We start from the raw sequence: 23,740 nt of genomic DNA on the forward strand, positions 1-23,740 counted from the left end.
CCAGGGCGCACGCCTGTGCCCGGCGTTCCGCCACGCGTCGACGGATACTCAATCAGATGCATCGCATAACCACCACCGGACGGGTCAATCTCGGTCATCTCTTCTGGCTTCGCTCGCTCGCGATCATCGGCCAGCTGACGAGCATCGCCGTCGTGCAGATCTTCTACGGCGCGAAACTGCCGCTGCCGGCCATGCTGCTCGTCATCGCGCTCGAAATGCTGTTCAACGGCCTCACCTGGCTGCGGGTCTCGCGGGCACGGCCGGAGACCAACATGGAGCTGTTCGGCCAGATGTGCGTCGATCTCGGCGCGCTCTCGGCCCTGCTGTTCCTCTCGGGCGGCGCAACCAATCCGTTTGTCACGCTCTATCTGCCGTCGCTGGCCATTGCCGCCGCGATCCTGCCGTGGGTCATGATGACCTGCCTCGCGCTGTTCGCCGTCGCCTGCTACGCGCTGCTCAGCTACAACTACGTGCCGCTCAATATCGAGAACCCGGCCAACCTGTTCGATTATTTCCGCATGGGGTTGTGGGTCAACTTCATGGTAAGCGTCGGGCTGATCGGCTGGTTCGTCGCGCGCATGTCGCGGGCGCTGCGCGTGCGCGACGCCGCCCTCGCCGACGCCCAGCAGCGCCACCTGCGCGACGAACGGGCCGTGGCGCTCGGCGTCCAGGCCGCCACGGTGGCGCACGAAATGGGCACGCCGCTGTCGACCATCGCGATGCTGTCCGAGGAACTGCGCGATTCCGCCGCCCACGACCGCAACCTCGCGCCCTACGCCGCGGATTTCGAACTGCTCGAACAGCAGATGGCGCTGTGCACGTCGGCGCTCGCGCGCCTGCGCAGCCGCGCGACCGGACCGTCCAGCCGCCAGGCGCTGGACGAATGGCTCGCCAGCTTCATCGAGCAATGGCGGCTGCGGCATCCGCAGGTGAAGTTCGCGCAGATTGGCGCGGCGCCCGCGGAGGCGTCGATCGACGACCCGGTGGCCGTCGGCCAGATCCTCACCATCCTGCTCGACAACGCTGCGCGCGCCAGCAGTGAATCAGTGACCTTGCAGGCGAGCGCCGAAACCATCGATGCCGCGCCGTGCGTGCGTTTCGACGTCGCCGACCGCGGCCCCGGCATTCCGCCCGCGTTGCGCGTGGCGCTCGGCGCGGCACCGGTGGACAGCACGCAGGGCGGACATGGCGTCGGTCTGTATCTGGCGTTCGCGGCGGCGGCGCGGCTGGGCGGATCGATCGAACTGCACGATGGCGAGCCGCACGGCACGCGCGCGGTGCTGCGTCTGCCGAATCGCGGCGCGGCGGCGCAGGCGGAACGAACTGAACGAAGCAAGGCGGCCTGAACTCGAATCGGGACGCTACGGGTGAATCACGGAGAAAACAGCATGAGCGATACCAACTTTCTGATCATCGACGACGACGAAGTCTTTGCCGGCATCCTCGCCCGCGGTCTCACGCGGCGCGGATACACCGCGCATCAGGCGCACGACGCGGATGAAGCCCTGAAGCTCGCGAACCAGCACAAGTTCGGGCAGATCACGGTGGACCTGCATCTCGGCAACGATTCCGGCCTGCGGCTGGTGGCGCCGCTGCGCGATCTGCAACCCGATGCGCGCATTCTCGTGCTGACCGGTTACGCGAGCATCGCGACGGCGGTGCAGGCCGTGAAGGACGGCGCGGACAACTATCTGGCGAAGCCGGCGAACGTCGAGACGATTCTCGCGGCGCTCCACGAGCAGGCCAGCGAGCAGACGGCCGAGGAAGCCATCGAGAACCCGACGCTGCTGTCCGTGGCGCGGCTCGAATGGGAACATATCCAGCGGGCGCTGGCCGAGAACAACGGCAATATCTCCGCGACGGCGCGCGCGCTCAACATGCATCGGCGCACGCTGCAGCGCAAGCTGGCGAAGAAGCCGGTACGGCAGTAAGCGGGAAGCGGCTTTTGGGGGCATGACTGTGGCGGTCTCACGCCACAGTCAAAACGCAAACCGATCGCTCAAAAAAAACGCCCAAGCCGGGGAGGCCATGGGCGGGAATCGGAGAGTTGCAACGACACCATGCGCGAACGGAATGTGCCAACTTCGTGCGCGAACATCGACACACGCGCACAAACAGCATACGTGCCGCGTTTCCCCCTCCCTATCAGAGAACTCTCAATCAAGGGAAGGTCTGGACTCAGCCGCTGCAATCAGATCGCAGCGGCCTGAAATCCCTGCTTCTGGATCACTTGTTTACAAGCGCCTTCCAGCGCATATCCCGCCCGCGTTATCTCCTCCATACGCACTCAAGAACGTCCGACGCCCAGCCGTAACCACGCTGTGCGCGGACCGGCGTTCGCGCTGCGCTGTCCATGGACGCCGTCCGTGGAGCGTGCAAGAGGAGACATCGATGAAATGGTTTGACCGCCTGTCCGTGCTCAACAAGCTGTTGCTGTCGTTCGCGGTGGTGATCCTGTTCACTGCGTGCGTGGGCGCCACCGGCGTGGTGTCGCTCGCGAAGATGAACGGCCTGATCGGCGAGATCGGCGAACGTCATCTGGACGGGGTGTATTGGGTCGAGGAAATCAACAAGCACAAGCTCGACACGGACCTCGCCGCCGCGAACCTGACTTTCGCCGACGACGCCGGCAAGACCAAACTGAAGGAAGGCATGTCGACGTCGCTCGACGACATGCACCGCGCCTTCGAACGCGTGCGTCCGACGATTCTCTCCGCCGAAGGCGCCGCGCTCTACGATGCCGCGCATCAGTCGGTGTCGGCGTGGGAGGACATTGTGCTGATGCAGATGGGCAAAAAGCCCATGCCGATCGACGTCGACCAGATGGGCCTCATTGGCCGCGCGATCGCGTCGAGCGAGAAAGCGCGCGCTTCGCTGGAGCGGCTCGCCGACTTCAAGCGCAAGCGCGCGACCGAGGCGCGCCAGCATGCGGCGTCGGAGTACGAGACGATGCGCGCCGTGATGCTGGCGCTGGTGCTCGGCGCGATGGCCGCGGGCGCGTTGCTCGCGGTGCTGATCGGCCGGCGCCTGGCGGCGCAGCTCGGCGGCGAGCCGGGCTATGCGGCGGACATCGCCGACCGCATCGCGCGCGGCGACCTGACCACGCGTGTCGCCACGCGTCCCGGCGACGAGCGCAGCATGCTCGCGAGCCTCGGCAACATGAGCGTGAAACTGGCGGACATCGTCGGCGGCATTCGTCATTCGAGCGATTCGATCCTGCATGCGTCGCGCGAGATCGCGCAGGGCAACACGGATCTGTCGCAGCGCACCGAGGAACAGGCGGCGTCGCTCGCGGAAACGGCGTCAAGCATGGAGCAGCTCACGCAGACGGTACGCCAGAACGCCGATCACGCAGATGAGGCCAGCGGTCTCGCGCGCGGCGCATCCGACATCTCGGCGCGCGGCAGCGAACTCGTCGGCGACGTGGCCGGCACCATGCGCGAGCTGGCCGCCGGGTCGAGGCGCATGACGGACATCATCGGCGTGATCGAGGGCATCGCGTTCCAGACCAACATCCTCGCGCTGAATGCGGCGGTGGAAGCGGCGCGCGCCGGAGAAGAAGGGCGCGGCTTTGCGGTGGTCGCGGGCGAAGTGCGTGCGCTCGCGCAGCGCAGCGCGACCTCGGCGAAGGAAATCAAGGAGCTGATCGAGGCGTCCACGGCGCGTGTCGACAGCGGCGCGGCGCTCGCCGAACGCGCCGGCACGACGATGGCTGAGGTCACCCACGCCGTGCAGCGCGTGACGGACATCATGGCGCAGATTTCGTCGGCATCGCACGAGCAGAGTTCGGGCATCGAGCAGGTGAACCTGGCCGTCGCGCAGATGGATCAGGTGACGCAGCAGAACGCGGCGCTGGTCGAAGAGGCCGCCGCGGCCGCCGGCGCGATGGCCGATCAGGCCGAGCAACTGAAGCACGCGGTAGCGGTGTTCACCTTGCAGCACGCCTGAGCGGGCGGGCGCGTGGCGGGCAGGCGACGCCCGAACGGCCGTATCATCGGCTCGCTTGCCACCCGACAGCCCGCTCCGTACACTCGCGCCTGATTTTTCATCAGAGCGCCGCACGGACGGCGCTTCATCGCCGCACAGGAGGCCCGCCCATGTCCGATTCCTTCTTCCCCCGCTGGCCGGTCCAGCCCGATGCCCGCGAGGGCCGCGTGGTGGCGCCCGACGAGCGTCTGCCCTGGCCGCAGATGATCGCGATGGGCGTGCAGCACGTCGTCGCGATGTTCGGCTCGACCGTGCTCGCGCCGCTCCTGATGGGCTTCGATCCCAATCTGTGCATCTTCATGTCGGGCATCGGCACGCTGCTGTTCTTCGTGCTCGTCGGCGGGCGCGTGCCGAGCTATCTCGGTTCGAGCTTCGCGTTCATCGGACTCGTGATCGCGGTGACGGGCTACGGCGGACACGGGCCGAACCTCAACATTCCGGTGGCGCTGGGCGGCATCATCGCGTGCGGCGTGGCTTACGCGATCATCGGCGTGATCGTTGCGGCGGTCGGCACGAAGTGGATCGAGGCCTTGATGCCGCCGGTCGTGACGGGCTCCATCGTCTGCGTGATCGGGCTGAATCTGGCGCCGATCGCCGTCAAGGGCGTGATGGGCAGCAGCTTCGAGTCGTGGATGGCGCTGGTCACCGTGCTGTGCGTCGGCGCGGTCGCGGTGTTCGCGCGCGGCATGGCGCAGCGCCTGCTGATCCTGATCGGCCTCGCCATTGCGTATCTCATCTATGCGGCGCTGACCAACGGCATGAGCATGGGCAAGCCCATCGACTTCGCGGTGGTCGCGAATGCCGCCTGGTTCGGCATGCCGCACTTCACCGCGCCCGTGTTCGAAGCCCCCGCGATGACCCTGCTCGCGCCCGTCGCGATCATCCTGGTCGCGGAGAATCTCGGCCACATCAAGGCGGTCGGCGCGATGACCGGCAAGAGCCTCGACAAGTACATCGGCCGGGCGTTCATCGGTGACGGTCTCGCGACGATCGTTTCCGGCTTCGCAGGCGGCACTGGCGTGACGACGTATGCCGAGAACATCGGCGTGATGGCGGTCACCAAGATCTATTCGACGCTCGTGTTCGTGATCGCCGCGCTGTTCGCGATCGTGCTCGGTTTCTCGCCGAAGTTCGGCGCGCTGATCCAGACGATTCCGGGCCCGGTGCTGGGCGGCGTGTCGATCGTCGTGTTCGGGCTGATCGCGGTGACGGGCGCGCGCATCTGGGTCGTCAACAAGGTCGACTTCTCCGACAACCGCAATCTGATCGTCGCGGCGGTCACGCTCGTGCTCGGCACCGGCGATTTCACGCTGAAGCTCGGCGGCTTCGCGCTCGGCGGGATCGGGACCGCGACGTTCGGCGCGATCATTTTCTATGCGCTGCTGCGCCGTCGCGGGGCGGGGGTGGTCTGAAGCAGGTCGCCTGCCGGTCTGCGTGAACGCGCGGACTGGCGGCGCTTACCCCGCCGTCCCCCGCTTCCGGTTCACGATCGCCGTCTCCGACAGATCCACTTCCCGCAGCAGCTTGTTCAAGGTCTCGTCGTTGATGTCCTGCGCGGCGCGCAGCCGGAGCAGCTCGGCCCGCTCCGCGCGCAGCGCCGCCATCTTCAGCCGCGTTTCCATCAATTCGCTCTTCTTCGCGGCCACGCGCGGCGCTTCGTCTTCGCCGAGCGACTCCAGCCTGCGCCGGTACATGCCCATCACGCGCGCGGTGGAATCGGCGCAGCGCGCGGAAGCGGCGGCATCCATCTCCTCGATCATTTCGTCATGACTTTCGTCGATGGCGCGAATCGCCGCCTGCGCCGCGCGGCGGCGCGCCATGCGTTCCTCCGCCGCATGCGGATTACGCTCGCGCTCGATGCCGTTCAGCATGATCGGCAGCCCGACCACCGCGATCAGCAGCGACACCAGAATCACCGCCGACGCAATGAAGATCGCCAGATCGCGCCCGGCGAGCGGCGCGCCGTTGTCGAGCGTCACCGGCAGCGAGAGCACGCCCGCGAGCGTCACCGCGCCGCGCACGCCGCTGATGGTCGTCAGCGCGAGCGTCCGAAAACCCGGCTCGGCGCTTTCGAGTCCCTGCTTCGCGGTCCGGCGCGCCGCGAGCCAGCGCAGCGAATATACCCACACGAAGCGCAGCGCATACAGCGCGACCAGCGTGGCGACCACATAACCGAGCAGCAGGCCGACCTGCGCGTTGCCGTCGCGATGCGCCTCGATCAGCGCCCGCCCGAGGATGTGCGGGAACTGCAGGCCGAGCAGGATGAAGACCATGCCGTTGAAGACGAACTCGATCATCGTCCAGGTGCTGGTCATGCGCACCCGCACCGCGCTCGGGAGGCTGGGGCGCAGGCTCTGGATGTTCATCACCATGCCCGCCGACACCGCCGCCAGGATGCCCGAGCACCCCGCGCGCTCGGCGACGACATAGGCGGCGAACGGAATCAGGATGGTCAGGATGACGCCCGCGGCGGGGTCGTCGTCCTCGGAGAACTTGAGCAGGCGCGCGGGAATCTCGGTCACGGCCCAGCTGATCACCGCGCCGATCGACAGCCCGCCCGCCGCGATGAGGAAGAAGCTGATGGTGGCGTCGCGCATCGAGAACATGCCAGTCAGCGCGGCGGCGATCGCGAATTTCAGCGCGACGAGGCCGGACGCGTCGTTCATCAGCGCCTCGCCTTCGAGGATGTTCATGAGGCCCGCCGGAATGCGCTTGCGTCCGGCAATGCCCGTCAACGCGACGGCGTCGGTCGGCGAGAGCACGGCGGCGAGCGCGAAGGCGACGGGCAGCGGCATCGCCGGAATCATGGCGTGCAGGAAATAGCCGAGCACGCCGACGGTGAGGAACACCAGCCCGAGCGCGAGCATCAGGATCGCGCGGCGCTGCAGATAGAGCTCGCGTTTCGGAATGCGCCAGCCGTCGGCGAACAGCAGCGGCGGGATGAACAGCAGCATGAACAGATCGGGATCGAACGTGACGTGCAGCCCGAACTTCGGCCAGGCGAGACACGCGCCGATGGCAATCTGGATCAGCGGCAGCGGCAGCTTGACCGGCAGCAGGCTCAGGCCGAGGCCCGAGAGCGCCACGGCCAGCAGCAGGATGAGGACGGTAAAGACGATTTCCATATGTGCGCTACAGCACGACGCCTGCGCCCGGCGGGCGCGCGCGGCGTCTAGCATTGATGGGACGAGCCGAAAGTTTAGCCCGTGCGTGCGCCGCAGGCAGCGGCGGGGGCACTTCGGCTTTTGCACCGATGCGGTGCGTTTGCACGACGAATGGCCTGAGGACGGTGCATTCCGGCGGCAAAAGCACGACGAAACGGGCCGCGCTTTGAGCATGGAGCTTGCTTTAGCGAAAGCCACGGGACACCGAGACTCCCGACGAGATCATCGAGGGCTGTTCTTATGAAGACGTTACGGGACGGATCCGGCAAGGGTCCGGCGGCAGCAACGACGCAAGGCACGCGCAGGTCGAGCGCGCTTCGCCGAACGCAGCAGGCGAGGGTATCGACATGGTGATCGCAAACCCCGAGAAGTCGACGATTTCCGCGCGCAGTTTCGAACTGGGCGTGATGTCGGGTTTCGACCGCTATTCGGTCGAGCATGGCGACTGGACGCTCTCCAGCGTGTTCCAGCCGGTCTTCAGCCTCTCGCACATGCGCGCGGTCGGGTATGAAGGCTTGCTGCGCGCGCACGACGGCTTCGATCGGCCGGTGTCGCCGCTCGACGTGTTCGGCCAGGCATCGCGCGTCGGCGAGGCGCTGCAGATCGACCGGCTCGCGCAGGCCCTGCACCTCGAAAACTTCAAGATGCTCGGCGCGCAGACCGAATGGCTGTTCCTCAACGTGCATCCGGGCGCGCTGACCGAGCCGTACCACGCCGCCGCGCTGATGGCGAACCTCAAGCGCCTGCACATCGAGCCGCGTCGCGTGGTGCTCGAAGTGCTGGAGCAAAGCGCGGAAGACATCGAGCGGCTCGCGCTCGCCGTGCAGCAGTTCCGCGAGCAGGGCTTCTTGATCGCGCTCGACGACTTCGGCGCCGGGCACACCAATATCGAGCGCATCTGGCAACTCGATCCGGATATCGTCAAGCTCGACCGCGTGATGCTGTCGCACGCGGGCCATAACGTGCACGCGCCGCTGTCGCCGCGTTCGATCAAGCAGCGGCAGAACATGGAGGCGGTGCTGTCGGGCATCGTGTCGCTGCTGCACGAGGCGGGCAAGCTCGTGCTGATCGAAGGGGTCGAGACGGAGCACGAAGCGCAGCTCGCGCTCGCCAGCGGCGCGGACTTCGTGCAGGGCTTTTTCTTTGCGCGGCCGCATCCGGGGCTCGCGGACGGCGCCCACGCACAGACGATCATCGGCGAGCTGACGGAACGCTATCGCTTGCAGACGGAAGCGCGGGAACGGCGCGTCGCCACGCGGCTGCAGCCGTATATCCGCGCCTTCGAGCGCGCGGCCGAACGGCTCGCGGCGGGCGAACCGCTCGACGAAGTCTGCTGGAACTTCCTGGCGCTCGACAATGCCGCGCGGTGTTTCCTGCTCGACCAGAACGGCAAGCAGAGCGGCCGCAATGTCGTGCTGCGCGCGGATCGCGCGGCGCACGAGGCGCGCTTCCTGCCGCTGATCGACGCGCAGGGCGCCAACTGGCTGCGCCGGCCGTACTTCCGGGCGGCGCTCGGCGACCCGGAGCGGGTCCACGTGACGAAGCCGTATCTGTCGATCAACGAGGCGATGCCGTGCGTCACGCTGTCGGTGGAGACACGTTCCGGAGGGCGGCGCTGCGTGCTGTGCGGCGACATCGACTGGCTTCCCGACGATCTCGCCGACTGAACCCGCGCCTTATTTCGCCACCACGACCGGAATGCCCTTGAGCGACGCCGCGCCCTTCATCGTATCGAGGGCGGCGCGCACGGCGTCGCCGGTCGCCGCCTCGATGCCGATGCGCGCCGCCACGTCGCGCTCGCTGCGCTTGACCATCGCGACGTTGGCCAGCTTCACGTGACCATAGCCGCGCACGCGTTCGTACAGTGATGCAAGGGCGTGCACGTCCTGGGCGTTCGCCGCGTCGAGCCGGGCGAGCGCGCGCGTCATGGTGATTTCGAAGTCGTCGGCCAGGCGGCGTTCCATGCGGCGTTCGAGCGTCCGTCCGAACACATCGAGCGGCGTGCCGCGCAGCATGCGCAGCTTCGCAAGGCCGCCGAAGACCGGCCACATCCACTGGCCGAACACTTTCTTCTTGGGCACGCCGCCATGCCCCGCGTGCGACAGCGCCGGCGGCGCGAGATTGAACTTGACGGTGTAGTTCTCGCCTGCCGTGCCTTCGAACTGCGCGGCCAGCGCGGCGCGGAACGACGGATCCGCATGCAGGCGCGCCACCTCGTATTCGTCCTTCACCGCGAGCAGCTTGTAGAACGAGATCGCGATGGCGCGTGCCAGCGCTTCGTTGCCCGCCGCCGCGTTCACCAGCTTGCGGAAACGCGTGACGTACTTCGCGCCGCCGTAGGCGAGCAGGCGTTCTTCGCGATCGCGGATGAGTTCCGGCAGCGACATCTGTTCCATCGTCACGTGCGGGGCGCTCACCTGCGCCGTCAAGGCTTCTAGCGCCGTTGGGTCCGCTGCGGCCAGGCGGCCGATGGCAAACGCCAGCTTGTTCGCGCCGACCGCGACATTGTTGAGTTCCAGAGCGCGCATCAGCGCCGCGAGCGAGAGCGGCACGAGGCCGAGCTGCCACGCGAAGCCCAGCATCAGGATGTTCGCGCCGATGGTGTCGCCCAGGAAGCGCTGCGCCAGCGCCTGTGCATCGCAACTGCGCATGGCGTCGTGCGCGCCGGGACCGGCCGCGTGACGCAGCTTGTCGAGCAGGGCATCCGCGTGAAGACTGGCCTCGGGGTTCTGCACGAAGGTGGCATTTGGAATCGCGTGCGTGTTCACGACGATCTTCGTGCGATCGTGCCGGACCGTCTGCAAGGCCTCCGGGCTCGCGCCGACCACGAGATCGCAGGCGAGCAGCAGGTCGGCCTGCTGGGTGTCGATGCGCACCTGGTTGAGCAGCGCATCGGTGGCGGCGAAGCGCACGAACGACAACACCGAGCCGCCCTTCTGCGCAAAGCCCATGAAGTCAAGCACCGACGCGCTCTTGCCTTCCAGATGCGCCGCCATGCTGATCAGCGCGCCGACCGTCACGACGCCCGTGCCGCCGACGCCCGTCACGAGGATGTCGTAGGGCGCGTCGTCGAGCCGGGTTGCGGGCGGCGTCAACGCATCGACGCGGCGCGCGAGTTCCGCCGGATCGAACGCGTGGCCTTCGGCCTTTTTCAGCTTCGCGCCTTCGAGCGTGACGAAGCTCGGACAGAAGCCGTTCACGCACGAATAATCCTTGTTGCACGACGACTGGTCGATGCGGCGCTTGCGTCCCAGCTCCGTCTCGACCGGTTCCACCGACAAACAATTCGACTGCACGCCGCAATCGCCGCAGCCTTCGCAGACGGCTTCGTTGATGAACAGGCGCTTGTCCGGATCGGGAAACTCGCCTTTCTTGCGGCGGCGGCGCTTCTCCGCCGCGCAGGTCTGGTCATAGATCAGCACGGTCACGCCCGGCGTGTCGCGCAGGCGGCGCTGGACCTCGTCGAGCTGGCCGCGGTGATGAAACGTCGTGCCGCGCGGAAACTGGTCCTCGTGGCCCTGGTACTTCTCCGGTTCGTCGCTGACAACTACCAGCAGCGCAATGCCTTCCGCTTCCACCTGACGGGCGATCTGCGGCACGGAGATGCTGCCGTCGACCGGCTGGCCGCCGGTCATCGCGACGGCGTCGTTGTAGAGGATCTTGTAGGTGATGTTGGCCTTCGCCGCCACCGCCTGACGGATCGCGAGAATGCCCGAATGGAAGTAGGTGCCGTCGCCGAGGTTCTGGAACACGTGCGGCGTTTTGGTGAACATCGAGTGCGACGCCCAGTCGACGCCTTCGCCGCCCATCTGGATCAGGCCGGTCGTGTCGCGCTCCATCCACGACGCCATGAAGTGGCAGCCGATGCCCGCATGCGCAATCGATCCTTCCGGCACCTTCGTCGACGTGTTGTGCGGGCAGCCCGAGCAGAAGTAGGGCGTGCGCTTCACGGCGTCGGCGACGTTCGAGAGAATCTGCGGCGCGACCAGATCGACCACCTTGTCGCGGCGATCCAGCGCGGGCTTGTGATGCGCAAGCCATTGCGCGAACACGGGCAGCACACGCGACGGCCGCAGTTCACCGAGCGCGCTCAGCAGCGCGGCGCCGTCCCGCGCATGCTTGCCGATCACCACCGGGCGGGCGCCGTCGGTGCGGTTGTACAGATGCTCCTTGATCTGCTGCTCGACGACCGGTCCTTTTTCCTCGATCACGAGCACTTCGCTCAGGCCGTCGACGAACTGTTCAAGGCGCGTCGTCTCCAGCGGATACGACAGCCCGACCTTGTAGATGCGCACGCCGGCGGCGTCGAGATCGGCGACGGTCAGGTCCAGGCGGCGCAAGGCTTCCATCAGGTCGAGATGGGCCTTGCCGCAGGTGACGATGCCCACGTTGGCGCGCGGACTCGGCGCGATCCACTTGTCGATGCTGTTCGCGCGCGCGAAGTGGCGCACCGCGTCGAGCTTGGCGGCGAGGCGCGCTTCGATCGTCAGGCTCGGCAGGTCCGGCCAGCGGTTGTGCAGGCCGCCGGCGGGCGGCGTGAAGTCGCCGGGCGCGGTCCAGTCGCGGCGGACGGCGTCGAGATCGACGGTCGAGCCGGATTCGACGGTCTCCGAGATCGCCTTGAAGCCGACCCACGCGCCCGAGAAGCGCGACAGCGCCCAGCCGTACAGGCCGAACTCCAGCATGTCCGCGACGTTCGACGGATTCACCACCGGCATGTGCCACGAGATCATCGTCTGGTCGCTCTGATGCGGCATCGACGACGACACGCAGCCGTGGTCGTCGCCCGCCACGACCAGCACGCCGCCATGCGGCGACGAGCCGTAGGCGTTGCCGTGCTTGAGGGCGTCGCCGGCGCGATCGACGCCCGGTCCCTTGCCGTACCACATCGCGAACACGCCATCGACGGTGCGTTCCGGGTCGGACTCCACGCGCTGCGTGCCGAGCACCGCGGTGCCGCCGAGTTCCTCGTTGATGGCGGGCAGAAAGCGCACGTCGTGCGACGCGAGCAATTTCTTGGCCTTCCACAACTGCTGGTCCACCATGCCGAGCGGCGAGCCGCGATAACCGCTGATGAAGCCGGCGGTGTTCAGGTCCGCCGCGCGGTCCTGTTCGCGCTGCATCAGCACGAGGCGCACGAGGGCTTGCGTGCCGGTGAGGAAGATGCGGCCGTGCGTGGCGCTCAGGTTGTCGCCGAGTTGATAGTCCGACAGCGCGGGAGCAAGGCAGGCATCGGCGGGGACGCGAGCGTTCATGGAATCTCCGGTCTCGTTTTGGTATGTGGGGCAATGCGTCATTCTTTGCCGCCGAAAGCGGAATGTTTTTGCGCACTGTCCGCGATTCGGGCGAAATCGAGAAGCAGATGGATCAATTGCCGCTGATGCGAGAGAAATCTTCTCGATCTGGCTCGCGTGCGCGTTAACCCGGATCGTTCAGACCACGTCGGATGGAGTTTTGGGACTAACCTGAACGACACTGAAACCCGCGAAGAAGACGAGACCGATGAAGCTCTACTACTGGCCGAAGACGCGCGCCTTTCGCGCGCTGTGGATGCTCGAGGAAATGCGTGTGCCGTACGAACTCGAGTACGTGAACATTCGCGCGGGTGCGCAGAACGGCGCTGACTTCAGCCGCGTCAATCCGATGTCGAAACTGCCGGCGCTCGAGGACGGCGGCGTGCGCGTGGCGGAATCGGGCGCGGTGCTGCTGTATCTGGCGGATCGCTATCCGGAGAGCGGGCTGGGCGTGCCCGTCGATGATCCGGCGCGCGGTCGTTTCCTGCAATGGATGTTTTTCACCGGCTCCTGCCTGGAGCCCGCGATGGCCGAGCGCATGACCGGCGCGCCGGGCAACACGGTGAGTTTCGGCTGGGGTGATCTGGCGCGGGTCGAGCATGCGATCGAAAGCGCGCTGGAGGAGGGGCCGTGGCTGCTCGGCGAGCAGTTCACCGCCGCCGATGTACTCGCGGCGAGCACGCTGCAGATTGCGCTGGTCGCGAAGCTGATTCCGCCGGAGGGCGTGCTGTTCGAGTACGTCGAGCGCTCGCTGGCGCGCGAAGGTCATGAGCGTGCATTGGCGATCGACCGTCGCGAGGCCGCGCGGCTTGCGCCTGCTGCTCAGGCGGGCGTGGCGCACGCGTCACGCTGAGCGGAATCAGGGAAAGGCGCGCGGTTTCGGAATGCCCGCGCCGGCTTCGATATCCGCCACGCCGCGCTGATGCGCAAGCTCGACGGCTTCGGCGCGATCAACCAGCCCTTCGTCGCCGCCGACCGTCTGCCACGCCTGCACCGCCTTGTCGTGATGGCGGATTTCGTACTCCGCGTCCCAGCGCGAGCCTTGCAGCTCGACCGGTCTCACGTGGATCGCATAGACGCCGTAAAGGAAGATCTGCTCCGGCATGGTGTCCTCCATTGCAGTCAGCAGCGGCCGCGAGGCAATCAGCCAAGCGCCGCCTGGCCGCTATAGTTCGATTTCCCCGAGAATCCGGTGCGCGAGCGCGCGCGCTTCGTCGAGTGCTTCTTCTTCGTTGCCCGAGGCGGCGTCCACTTCGAAGACCTTCGCCTCGGTGTCCTCGCCGTCGTCGCGCGTGAGCGAAACGAGGCCCTGGAACTGACCGTCGTCGATGGCGCGCACGCCGATCTGCGCGGTGTAGATGCCTTTCGTGTAGGTGGTGTCTTCCATGGTGGATACGCCTCCGGGCAAGGACGAATCCATGCTAGCACGCGGATATGCGACGCGTATGACGCCGTCCTGCCGCTTTATTTCAGCAGCGCTTCGACTTCGTCGAGCGTCGGCGAATGCGCACCCGAATGACGACAGGCCGCCGCACCCGCCGCGAGCGCGAACCTCAGATGCTCCGGCCAGTCGCCGTGGCGCGCCATCAGGCTGTAGAGCAATCCGCCGATGGAAGCATCGCCGGCCCCGACCGTATCCGCCACTTCCACGCTCGGCGGACGCGCGCTGAATTGCTCGTCGCCGGCGTAGAGCGTGGCCTGCGCGGAGCCGCGCGTGACGAGCAGGGTGGCCTGCGGATTCATCGCGCGAATCGCGGCAAGCGCGTCCGGCTCGGATTTGTCCTTGAACAGCATGTGCAGGTCTTCGTCCGAGACCTTGATGAGGTCGGCGAGCCCGGCCATGTTGCGCAGGATCGGCTCGTAGCCGTGCTCCATCAGGTTGCGGTAGTTCGGATCGAAGCTGATTTTCACGCCGTGCTCGCGCAACTGCCGGGCGAGCGCCGCCAGCGTGGCGCCGAGCGGCTGGCGCACGAGACTGATGCAGCCGAAGTGCGCCCACTTCACCCGCTCCATCCAGCCTTGCGGCAGGCGCGACGGATCGAAGGCGAGATCGGCGCCGTTCTCGCCCATGAAGTAATAGGTAGGCGGCTGCGTCTTGTGGACGATGGCCAGCAGCGGCGGGCGCTCGACGCGCTGCATGAAGCGCATGTCGAGGCCGGACGCGACGCTGGCTTCCCACAGGTCGTCAGAAAAGTTGTCGGTGCCGAGCGAGCCGGCGCATGCGGTCGGCAGGCCGAGGCGCGCGACCGCGCGGGCCACGTTCCAGCCCGCGCCGCCCGGACGCGAGAGCCAGCTCGACACGTCCGTGCGGATCATGTCGGTGAGGATGTCGCCGGCGGAGACGAATTGCGGGAAGGTGCTGTGCTCGCTTGCCATCGATTTCACCGTGAATGTTGTGACGGGGCGAGCGCGTTCAGCACTTCGTAGCACGCGCCCATGGTGTGATAGTCGGTCTTGCCCGCGGGACTTTTTTCGTCGCCGTACTTGCGGTTGTCGCAGGTCAGGATGCGATACCACGCGCCGTATTCGTGATCGACGAAATGCGCCCAGCTGTAGCGCCAGAGTTCGTCGTAGCAGTCCCAGAAACGCTCCCGGCCCGTGCGGGCGCCGAGCAGCGCCGCCGCCGCGAAGCTCTCCGCCTGGACCCAGAAATACTTGTCGTGGTCGCAGATCGTGTCGTCGGGACCGAAGCCGTAATACAGGCCGCCGTGCCGGCTGTCCCACGCGCGGTTGAAACCGGCGTCGAACAGTTCCACTGCGCGCGGCGCGAGCCACGGCAGCGGGCGATGCCGCTCCAGGATCAGCAGGAGCTTCGCCCATTCGGTCTGATGACCGGGCTGGAAGCCCCACGGGCGGAAGATGTTCGAACTGTCCGACTCGTTGTAGTGCCAGTCCACCGACCAGTCGGGCCGGAAGTGCTCCCACACGAGCCCGTTCGACAGCCGGGCCTGGCGCAGCGTGATGTTGCCCGCGATCTTCTCGGCGCGGTCGAGGTAGACCACATGGCCGGTTGCCTCGTAGGCGGCCAGCAGCGCCTCGGTGGCGTGCATGTTGGCGTTCTGCCCGCGATAGTCGGAAAGACGCCAGTCGGGCGTGGCTTCGTCGGCGTACAGGCCGGCGTCGGCGTCCCAGAAGCGGCGCTCCATCAGCGCGAAGGTTTCGTCGATCATCGGCCGGGCTTCGTCGATGCCCGCCATCGCCGCATGCGCGCACGCGAGCAGCACGAAGGCCATGCCGTAGCAGTGGCGCGTGCCGTCGAGGGTGCGTTTCTGGCCGTCGCGCCACTCGATTTCCCAGTCGTAGCCCTCCAGCGCCGCGTCCCAGTGCGCCGCGCGCAGGAAGCCGAACGCGTGCCGCGCGTCGTCCTGATGGCGCGCGTCGCCGAAATGCCGGTACGCCATCGCGTGGTTGAAGACGAAACGCGTGCTGCTGACGAGGTGGCGCGTCGTGGGGTTGTAGACGCTGCCGTCGTCCTTGAAGAAGTGGAAGAAGCCGCCGGACGGGTCGCGGGCGTGGGGCGCGTAGAACGCGAGCGTGTCGCGCACGTGCGCGAGCAGGAAGTCGTGGCTGCGAAAGTCGATCGCGCGTTCTGCCGGCGCTGCTTCCGCGAGGGCGGGTGAGGCAGTCATGTTCATGGCGTGCTGATGTCCTGGTTCGCGTGCTGTCTTGATGCCGGTTTCCCCTGAGGGCCCGCGCCGGAACTCGCGCGCGGGATGAAGTCGACTGCGACGAGCGTATCGGCCTGATTCGGCGGCCCCGACGTGTCCTCCAGCAGCAGTTCGACGCCGCGGCGCCCGAGCGCTTCCTTGTCGATGGCGACGGTCGAGAGCGGCGGCGTGCTCTGCGCGGCGGCGGGAATGTCGTCGAAACCCACGAACGCGATGTCTTCCGGCACGCGCAAGCCATGAGCGAGACAGACCCGCATCGCGGCGAGGGCCGCTGCATCGTTATAGGCGAAAACGGCGTCGGGCAGCGGCGCGGATTGCGCGCGTGCATCGGCGATCAGGCGTTCCATGGCGTCGGCGGCGGCGAGATCGGCTGGCAGACCCGGCTGGGTCATGATTTCGAGCATCGGATCGAACAGGAGGCCCGCGTCGAAATAAGCCTTGCGATAGCCCAGCGCGCGCTGCGCGATGCTGTGATGCGCGAGCGAGCCGCCAATGAACGCGATGCGCCGCCGCCCCGACGCGAACAGATGCTGCATCGCGAGCGAGGCGCCTCGGGCGTTGTCGATGTTGACGGAGCGGAAACCCGGCGCGCGCAGGTCGATGAGCACGGTCGGGCGCGCAAGCGCATGCAGGTGCGCGAGCAATTCCGGCTCGACGAAACCCGCGACGGCAATGGCGTCGGGCGCATGGAGCCGCATTTGTTGCGCGAGATCCTGGGTGGGGCCGGCGGTGAGCACGGATGGCACCAGCCGGCGTTCGCGGCAGGCTTCCTCGAAGCCGTTCAGCACGTGCGAGAAGAATGGGCTGACGGCGAAGTTGTTGTGTTGCCGGTGCAGCAGGAAGGTCACGCGGCGAATGCGAGTGCGCAATTGCGCGGAGTCATAGCCCAGTTGCTGCGCCACTTCGACGACGCGTATGCGCGTGGCCTCGGACAGCCCGGGTTGATTTTTGAGCGCGCGCGAAACGGTGCCGATCGAGACGCTGGCGGCGCGTGCGACATCGCGAATGGTGGTGGCCATCGTAGTGTTCCTGTCTCCGCTATGGCCGGCGCGTTTGATATTTGCTGTTTATCGCGACTGCCGGGTTTATTCTGATCTCGGCGATTGTATAGTAAAAATCGCGGCAGAAAACCCGCATCAAGCTAGGAGAAAACCACGATCACCCTGATGTATAAGCGATTCCTTGCACTTTGTTTGTTTAGTAAAACCACAAAACATTACTCCAGACCTTCGCGTTCATGGACGGATCGCGCGTCTCGCGTCCAGACGTCGAGCACCAGGTCGTCGTCCTGATAGCGGCAAAGATGCGGCAGGCTCAGGCGGTCGCGCAGCGTGGCGTGGACATCGTCGCCGATGCGCGGCCAGCCCGCGATCTCTTTGCGCCAGTGACATGCGACAACCGCGCCGGAGGCTGACAGGCGTTCGTGCAGGAAGTCGGCGACGCGCAGCAACTGCGGCTCGTCCAGGTAATAGCCAATCTCGCTCATCACGACGAGATCCACCGAGCCGGAAGGCCAGACGTCCGGCCATTGCATCTGCTCGACACTCACGTTCGCCAGGCGCGAGATGCGCCGGCGCGTGAGTTCCACGGCTTGTTCCGCGATGTCGGCGGCAAGAAGTTCGCCGCAACGCGAGGCGAGCAACGCGGTCAGTTCACCGTTGCCGCAGCCCGGTTCGAAGGCACGCGCGTAATACTCTTCGGGCAGCGCCGCGAGCGTGAGCGCCCGCTTGCGCCGTTCGTACCAGCGCTCTCTGATTTTCCAGGGGTCTTCGCTCTCCTGATACAGGGTGTCGAAGTGCTGCTTGCTCTCGTGGCCGGGCGCGCTCATATCAGTACGACCTCGAAGGGGCGCGTGAGCCGCGCCAGCACATGATCCGGCAAGACCGGTGTACGGCCCATCGCTGCGTCGGGCTCGATCTGGCTGCGGAAGGCCTGCACGGCCCGCAGTTTGCGCGCGTGGGTTGCTTCGTCGAGCACGATCCGCCGCGCACGGCTCCAGGGCACGCGGGTGTCGTCGGGCGACGCCCAATGCCAGGTCCACAGCGGCACCTCGACACAGGGCAGCTCCAGCGCACCCGCGGCTGCGTGTACGGCACGCCCGGCGGCTTCGTGATCGGGATGGCCGTCGTTGCGCCAGGTGGTGAATACCACGTCACCGGGTTGCAGAAGCCGCGACAGGCGCTCCGCCAGGACCGGTTCGAACTGCCTGGCGCCGCCGTCCTGCAGTCCGAGCCGGACAACCTGTACCTGACGCAGATGCAGGCGTTGCAGCGCGTCCTTGGTTTCCTGCGGGCGTTCCCGTGCGAGCCGCTCGGCAGGCCAGCCATGCGAATCGGGATGGCTGGCGGTGCCGTCGGTGACGGCGACGATCAGGATGCTCCGGCTGAGTTGCGACAGCCGCGCGAGCAGTCCGCCGGTGCCGAGCACCTCGTCGTCCGGATGAGGCGCGACGATGACCGCGCGCGCGCCAAACGGCACGAGCTCCGCTGGCTCGACCTCCGGTAGCGCGCTAAGGCGGGCCCAGCCTTGCCATGCCGACTCGGGCGTACCGTCGCCGACGATGGCGCGGTCGTGGCCGTTGGTGTCGTGTTCGGATTCGGCTGGCGCTCTCGTGGTCACACTTGCCATGAAGTCTCTTCCTCCTCGATGACGCATTCAGCGAGCGCGGCTTCGTCGCGCTCTGCGTGGCTTTGTCGAATGAATACCGGTAGATCCGCCATCAACTGCGCGAAGTGCGGGTCGCGACACAACGGCCCGGCGCCCAGTGCACGCCCCGCGCGCTCGACGACGCGCGCCGCCGCGCGTTCCGCCGCGAGCCGGGCGCGCATCGCGTGTGCCATGGCGTGCGCATGCGGCTCGCGATCGATGTGCGTTGCGGTCTCGCGCAGCAGGGCGGCCGTTGCGCTGAGCGTCGTATCGATTGCGCCGAGATGGGCGAGCTTGTAGGGCGCGGGGCGCTTGCGTACGTCGCGCGCGACGAACTGTGCGATGGCCGCCGCAGCACCAAACCAGCATGCGGCGATGCCCGCGCCGCCCTGCCAGAAACCGGGGCGCTCCAGATACGCGCGCGCGCCGCCGATGCGCCGCGCAGGGACGTGCTCGAAGCGCACTTCGACGCTCGCGCTGGCCCGCATGCCGACGGCGCTCCAGCCGGAGCCGCTGACCGTCACCCCGGGATGATCCAGCGCGACGGCGGCGATAATCGGCTCGCCCGCTTCGTTCCAGGCGGTCACGAGCGCGTGCGTGACGGATGCCGCCCCTGAGCACCAGGCCTTTGTGCCCTGCAATAGCACGGATTCGGCGCTTGCTTCGCCGAGGGCGGAGAGCCGTGCATCCGGTGGCTCGGCGGCCCACACGGCCCAGGCCTTGCCTGCTTCGGGTTCGTGGCCATCGAGCTCGGCGAGGATGGCGACGGCATCCGTGTGGCCTTCGTACAGCTTGACGACCGAGAGGTCAAAGCCGGCAACCGCGCCGAGCGCGCGCCACCGCGCGGCGGTTTCGCCTTGACCGGGCAGCGGCGGGCGGTCGAGCCGCGCGTCGATCAGTGCGCGTAGTGCCTGGCCCGTTGCCTCGGCGCTGCCGCGTTCAAACGGCAGCGTGGCAAGGAACGCGCGCAAGGCGCCCGCTTCCGCGCGAGGCGTGCCAAGTGTCTCTGCCCGATTCATTGTTTGCGCCCTGGCTGGTACGGCGCGCGTGCTGTTTGCATGGTTCCCTCACGGCTCTGCTGCGTGTCATGACAGAAGTGTGGCAAGGGACATGCCCGGCCGCCATTCAGCCGGAAGGCATAGGCAAAAGCGACGGATGTCCGTCAGCGAAAGTGTGCGAATGCTTGATGGAGCGCCGACGGTTTGGCTTATGCCATCCGGCCGAATCGACGGCGACGCGCAGCCGGCGTCAAATGACACAAAGGCCGCGCGGGGCGGCCTTCGTCAGGAATGGAGCGGGAATGGAACGGTTCAGCGTTGCGCGGGCGCACCGGCGCTTTCGCCTTTGCGCACGGGTTCAGCGGCGGTCTTGCGTGCGCCCCAGCGCTGCGCGAGCACGGCACAGACCATCAACTGGATCTGGTGGAACAGCATCAGCGGCAGGACCACCGCACCCACGGCGTGCGAAGCGAAGATCACTTTTGCCATTGGAATGCCTGAGGCAAGGCTCTTTTTCGAGCCGCAGAAGATGATGGTGATCTGGTCTGCGCGGCTGAAGCCCATACGCTTCGCGGTGAATGCCGTGATGAAAAGCGCCGCTGCCAGCAGCAGGATGTTGACGGCCACGAGGCCCGCGAGCGTGCCGAGCGAGATTGAATGCCAGATGCCTTCATTCACGGCCTCGCTGAAGGCAACGTAGACGACCAGCAGGATCGAGCCCTGATCCACGAACTTGAGGATGGCGCGATGCGCGTCCACCCATCTGCCGATGGCCGGGCGCAGCAATTGTCCTGCGATGAACGGCACCAGCAGTTGCAGCGTGATATTGCCGACCGTGTGCCATGGCGAGCCCGTTGTTGCGCCGTGATTGCTCACCACGAGTCCGACGAGCGCAGGCGTGATGAAAATGCCGAGCAGACTCGAGGCCGACGCGCTGCAGACGGCCGCCGGCACGTTGCCCTTGGCCATCGAAGTGAACGCAATGGAGGACTGCACCGTGGAGGGCAAGGTGCACAGGAACAGGATGCCGGTGTAGAGCGCGGGCGTGACGAGCGGCGTCAGCACCGGTTTGAGTACGAGTCCGAGCAGGGGAAACAGCGCGAACGTGCTGAGCAGGACAACCACGTGCAGTCGCCAATGCGTTGCACCCGCCACGATGGCTTCGCGCGAGAGTTTTGCGCCGTGCAGGAAAAACAGCAATCCAATGGCGACGTTGGTGATCCAGTTGAACGCAACCGCTGCGCCGCCGCGGCACGGCAGGAGGCTGGCGAGAATGACGGTGCCGACGTGCGCCAGCGTGAAGTTGTCGGGAAGGAGTTTGGGCCGTGCCATTCAGGATTCTCGCGCGTGGGGAAACCGGTCGGTCATGCGTCGCGGTTCCAGCGTCGTATTAGTGAAAACCATGATTTTCGCCCGGGACGGATTGAATTGGCAAATTCATTTGCTGGAGTGATTAATGCGCGTGGCGCATGAAATCTTGCCTTTGAGCACCGCAATCTGTCCGCAGCGGACACACCTGCAGCGCTATCTTTCAGCAACAGAAAATCGACGATTTTCCTCACATGATTAAGCATCCAAAACGGCAGGTCGGAAGGAAAAACTCTGACGTAACATGGTGTTACAACCATCGAGCGGACATAACACTTTTTGGCTCGACTGCCGTCGCAGCGCCCAATAAATTGTTGAATACACCGGTTTGCAGGTCATGCCCATCCGTTTTCAGCGGCATGAGCTGACCGCTCCGACCAAAGCCGGTGGTTCGCTGAATGGGCAGGTTCGAGGCGCAAGCATCGGGCCACAATCCACCTGTTTGCGAACGAGGATATCGGTCGGATCTTGGCAGTTTCGACATGACGCTCACAGGCTTTCGCAACACGACCCGGCTTTTCGCAACCGCTGCGCTCGGCGCACTCGCGGTGGCGGGTTCGCTCGCGCTCGCGGGGCCGCGTGTCGAATGGCTGTCACCCGCAGTGTTTGACAACTCCGCCGCCAGCAGGCAATCGTTGCACTACACGCCTGTCTCGTCGAAAGACGGCCTGACGCCCGTCAGCGCCGAAGTCCGCACGGTCCCGCAGGTGGATCAGGCGGCTCCGTTGCACGGCGCCGGTTCCATTCGCGCCGACATCACCCGCTACAACGAAGAACGCAGCCTGCCGCGCCCGCCGGGACGGCCGTCGGATGCCGGCCGCGCGCCGGTCAACGGCAATTTCCGCAACTGATCGCTTGACGCTTCCTCGCGTGTCCTGAACCGGCACGTCGGCGCTCGTCCGCGCGCGGAACGACAAAAAAATTGTCCGTCCAGTTCCGCTGTCATATTGACGCAATCTCGCCACAGTTAAGCGTCCGCTTTCTCATAAATATTTCCCTCCTTTATCCGCGCAAGGACAATGCGCCCTGCGCGGATGAATGTCGCATTTCAGTACTTCGCCAGGCTTGGTTTCTCTCGATCAGGCGCGCCCCTCTTGGCCGCGCGCCGACATGATCCGCGAGTCCCGCGCGGCTGACGGCGATGCGCCTCGCATGCGTCCCGGGCGCGCACGGCATGAAGTATCCGAATCGCTATACCCGCAATAACCAAAAACATTTTTGACCGGAAAAATGGTCCGTAAAGATGGTGCCGCTCCACACGCGATGCCTCTCTCGCCCATTCACCGTCAACCGGTCAGACGAGGCGAGTGCAACGCTCCTCGCCCGCCACGCATTTAATTTTCGACAAAGACAGGAGAGTTCATGAAGCCAACCGTCAACCGTGCGCCGAAGACTACGGTGAAGACAACGGTCAAGGCCACAGTGGTCGCCGCAGCGCTGCTCGGCATGTTCGCGGCGGGATCCGCGCAGGCGCAGTCGAGCGTTTCGCTCTACGGCCAGGTCGACGAATGGGTCGGCGCCACCAAGTTTCCGGGCAGCGATCGCGCATGGAATGTGAGCGGCGGCGGCATGTCGACGTCTTACTGGGGCATGAAGGGCGCCGAAGATCTCGGCGGCGGCTACAAGGCCATCTTCACGCTGGAAAGCTTCTTCCGCGCGCAAAACGGCCAGTACGGCCGCTTCCAGGGCGACACCTTCTTCGCGCGTAACTCCTACGTCGGCATTCAAGGCCCGATCGGCACGTTCACGGCTGGCCGCCTGACGACGCAACTCTTCGTCTCGACGATCCTGTTCAACCCCTTCGTCGATTCGTACGTGTTCTCGCCGATGGTCTATCACGTGTTTCTCGGCCAGGGCACGTTCCCGACCTACACGACGGACCAGGGCGTGACGGGCGATTCGGGCTGGAACAACGCGGTGCAGTACACATCGCCTGACTTCAATGGCCTGTCGGGCAGCGTGATGTACGCGTTCGGCAACAACGCCGGCGATGGCCGCTCCAAGAAGTACAGCGCGCAGTTCCTGTATTTCCACGGCCCGTTCGCGGCCACCGGCGTCTACCAGTACGTCAACTTCAACAACGCGCCGGGCGACCTGCCGACCTCCAACGCCTTCACGATCCCCGGCTTCAAGAGCCAGAGCGTAGGCCAGCTGGGCGCGTCGTTCGACATGAAGTTCGTCAAGTTCTTCGCGCAGTACATGTACACGAAGAACGACATCGATGTCGGCACCTTCCACGTCAACACGGGGCAAGGCGGCGTGACCGTGCCGCTCGGCCCGGGCACGGTGATGGCGTCCTACGCGTACTCGCGCAGCAACGGCGGCCTCGATCAGACGCACAAGAGCTGGGCGCTCGGCTACGACTATCCGCTCTCGAAGCGCACCGATGTCTACGCGGCCTACCTGAACGACAAGTACACCAGCATCTCGTCGGGCGATACCTTCGGCGTCGGCATCCGCGCGAAGTTCTGACGCGCGCGTTTTTCGCCTCGTCAAACGAAACACCGCGCCTCGTGTGAACTGACCCCGCAAAGTTGGACAGTTTTGGGCTAGGGCCGTGAGGGCTGAGTTCTGTACATCACAGGACTCAGCCCTTTTAGCTTCAGCTTGATGCG

The 23,740-nt window shown here is 66.1% G+C and carries 19 protein-coding genes; 8 read left to right on the top strand and 11 right to left on the bottom strand.

Going from position 1 to position 23,740, the window contains the following annotated elements; all coding sequences use genetic code 11:
• Positions 1 to 56: 56 nt before the first annotated feature.
• The 4 genes from QCE64_RS00240 to QCE64_RS00255 all read left to right on the top strand — a co-directional run bounded on the left by QCE64_RS00240 (position 57) and on the right by QCE64_RS00255 (position 5,399).
• The gene (locus QCE64_RS00240; protein ID WP_310002399.1) at positions 57 to 1,346 is read left to right on the top strand and encodes an ATP-binding protein; all 1,290 of its coding nucleotides are present in this window, start codon (positions 57 to 59) and stop codon (positions 1,344 to 1,346) included.
• A 42-nt stretch (positions 1,347 to 1,388) separates the two neighbouring features.
• Positions 1,389 to 1,931, top strand: a complete 543-nt coding sequence (locus QCE64_RS00245) for a response regulator transcription factor (RefSeq protein WP_309806955.1) — start codon at positions 1,389 to 1,391, stop codon at positions 1,929 to 1,931.
• Between the two features lie 460 nt (positions 1,932 to 2,391).
• A complete protein-coding gene (locus tag QCE64_RS00250; protein ID WP_309913150.1) occupies positions 2,392 to 3,948 on the top strand; it encodes a methyl-accepting chemotaxis protein in 1,557 nt (518 codons plus the stop codon).
• 149 nt (positions 3,949 to 4,097) lie between these two features.
• Positions 4,098 to 5,399, top strand: coding sequence for a solute carrier family 23 protein (locus QCE64_RS00255; RefSeq protein ID WP_309913152.1), 1,302 nt, complete (start codon positions 4,098 to 4,100; stop codon positions 5,397 to 5,399).
• 45 nt (positions 5,400 to 5,444) lie between these two features.
• On the opposite strand, the gene QCE64_RS00260 is transcribed toward QCE64_RS00255, so the two are convergent.
• A complete protein-coding gene (locus QCE64_RS00260; protein WP_310002401.1) occupies positions 5,445 to 7,112 on the bottom strand; it encodes a Na+/H+ antiporter in 1,668 nt (555 codons plus the stop codon).
• 386 nt (positions 7,113 to 7,498) lie between these two features.
• Here QCE64_RS00260 and QCE64_RS00265 point away from each other — a divergent pair, with 386 nt between their 5' ends.
• Positions 7,499 to 8,818 (top strand): EAL domain-containing protein, encoded by a 1,320-nt coding sequence (locus QCE64_RS00265; RefSeq protein WP_309913158.1) that lies wholly within the window; start codon positions 7,499 to 7,501, stop codon positions 8,816 to 8,818.
• A gap of 9 nt (positions 8,819 to 8,827) precedes the next feature.
• Here QCE64_RS00265 and QCE64_RS00270 read toward each other — a convergent pair whose 3' ends face one another.
• A complete protein-coding gene (locus QCE64_RS00270; protein ID WP_310002402.1) occupies positions 8,828 to 12,406 on the bottom strand; it encodes an indolepyruvate ferredoxin oxidoreductase family protein in 3,579 nt (1,192 codons plus the stop codon).
• A 247-nt stretch (positions 12,407 to 12,653) separates the two neighbouring features.
• Between QCE64_RS00270 and QCE64_RS00275 the strand changes: the two genes are divergently transcribed.
• Entirely contained in the window at positions 12,654 to 13,298 is a 645-nt protein-coding gene (locus QCE64_RS00275; protein ID WP_310002403.1) for a glutathione S-transferase, read from the top strand.
• A 6-nt stretch (positions 13,299 to 13,304) separates the two neighbouring features.
• Here the strand turns inward: QCE64_RS00275 and QCE64_RS00280 are convergent, their stop codons facing one another.
• The 9 genes from QCE64_RS00280 to QCE64_RS00320 all read right to left on the bottom strand — a co-directional run bounded on the left by QCE64_RS00280 (position 13,305) and on the right by QCE64_RS00320 (position 21,089).
• Positions 13,305 to 13,550 carry a hypothetical protein gene (locus QCE64_RS00280; protein WP_309806962.1) on the bottom strand — a complete coding sequence of 82 codons (246 nt, stop codon included), beginning with the start codon at positions 13,548 to 13,550 and terminating at the stop codon, positions 13,305 to 13,307.
• A 60-nt stretch (positions 13,551 to 13,610) separates the two neighbouring features.
• On the bottom strand, positions 13,611 to 13,832 hold the full coding sequence (locus tag QCE64_RS00285; protein ID WP_309913166.1) for a hypothetical protein: 222 nt from the start codon (positions 13,830 to 13,832) through the stop codon (positions 13,611 to 13,613).
• Between the two features lie 77 nt (positions 13,833 to 13,909).
• Complete coding sequence (locus tag QCE64_RS00290) at positions 13,910 to 14,821, bottom strand: carbohydrate kinase (RefSeq protein ID WP_309913169.1); 912 nt, start codon at positions 14,819 to 14,821, stop codon at positions 13,910 to 13,912.
• A gap of 5 nt (positions 14,822 to 14,826) precedes the next feature.
• Entirely contained in the window at positions 14,827 to 16,080 is a 1,254-nt protein-coding gene (locus tag QCE64_RS00295) for an AGE family epimerase/isomerase (protein ID WP_310002404.1), read from the bottom strand.
• Entirely contained in the window at positions 16,077 to 17,132 is a 1,056-nt protein-coding gene (locus QCE64_RS00300; RefSeq protein ID WP_309928823.1) for a LacI family DNA-binding transcriptional regulator, read from the bottom strand. The genes QCE64_RS00295 and QCE64_RS00300 overlap by 4 nt, the downstream gene beginning before the upstream one ends.
• A 197-nt stretch (positions 17,133 to 17,329) precedes the next feature.
• Positions 17,330 to 17,941, bottom strand: coding sequence for a class I SAM-dependent methyltransferase (locus tag QCE64_RS00305; protein ID WP_310002405.1), 612 nt, complete (start codon positions 17,939 to 17,941; stop codon positions 17,330 to 17,332).
• The gene (locus QCE64_RS00310) at positions 17,938 to 18,741 is read right to left on the bottom strand and encodes a PIG-L family deacetylase (RefSeq protein ID WP_309913180.1); all 804 of its coding nucleotides are present in this window, start codon (positions 18,739 to 18,741) and stop codon (positions 17,938 to 17,940) included. The genes QCE64_RS00305 and QCE64_RS00310 overlap by 4 nt, the downstream gene beginning before the upstream one ends.
• The gene (locus QCE64_RS00315; RefSeq protein WP_309913182.1) at positions 18,729 to 19,778 is read right to left on the bottom strand and encodes an acyl-CoA dehydrogenase; all 1,050 of its coding nucleotides are present in this window, start codon (positions 19,776 to 19,778) and stop codon (positions 18,729 to 18,731) included. Before QCE64_RS00315 ends, QCE64_RS00310 begins: the two co-directional genes overlap by 13 nt.
• Before the next feature lie 291 nt (positions 19,779 to 20,069).
• A complete protein-coding gene (locus QCE64_RS00320) occupies positions 20,070 to 21,089 on the bottom strand; it encodes a bile acid:sodium symporter family protein (RefSeq protein ID WP_310002406.1) in 1,020 nt (339 codons plus the stop codon).
• A 518-nt stretch (positions 21,090 to 21,607) separates the two neighbouring features.
• Here QCE64_RS00320 and QCE64_RS00325 point away from each other — a divergent pair.
• Both QCE64_RS00325 and QCE64_RS00330 read left to right on the top strand, forming a co-directional pair.
• Entirely contained in the window at positions 21,608 to 21,976 is a 369-nt protein-coding gene (locus tag QCE64_RS00325) for a hypothetical protein (protein WP_309913187.1), read from the top strand.
• A gap of 511 nt (positions 21,977 to 22,487) precedes the next feature.
• A complete protein-coding gene (locus QCE64_RS00330) occupies positions 22,488 to 23,597 on the top strand; it encodes a porin (protein ID WP_309913190.1) in 1,110 nt (369 codons plus the stop codon).
• The last annotated feature ends 143 nt before the right edge of the window (positions 23,598 to 23,740 follow it).

Source organism: Caballeronia sp. LZ043 (assembly GCF_031451075.1).
In the GTDB taxonomy this organism is placed as follows: Bacteria; Pseudomonadota; Gammaproteobacteria; order Burkholderiales; family Burkholderiaceae; genus Caballeronia.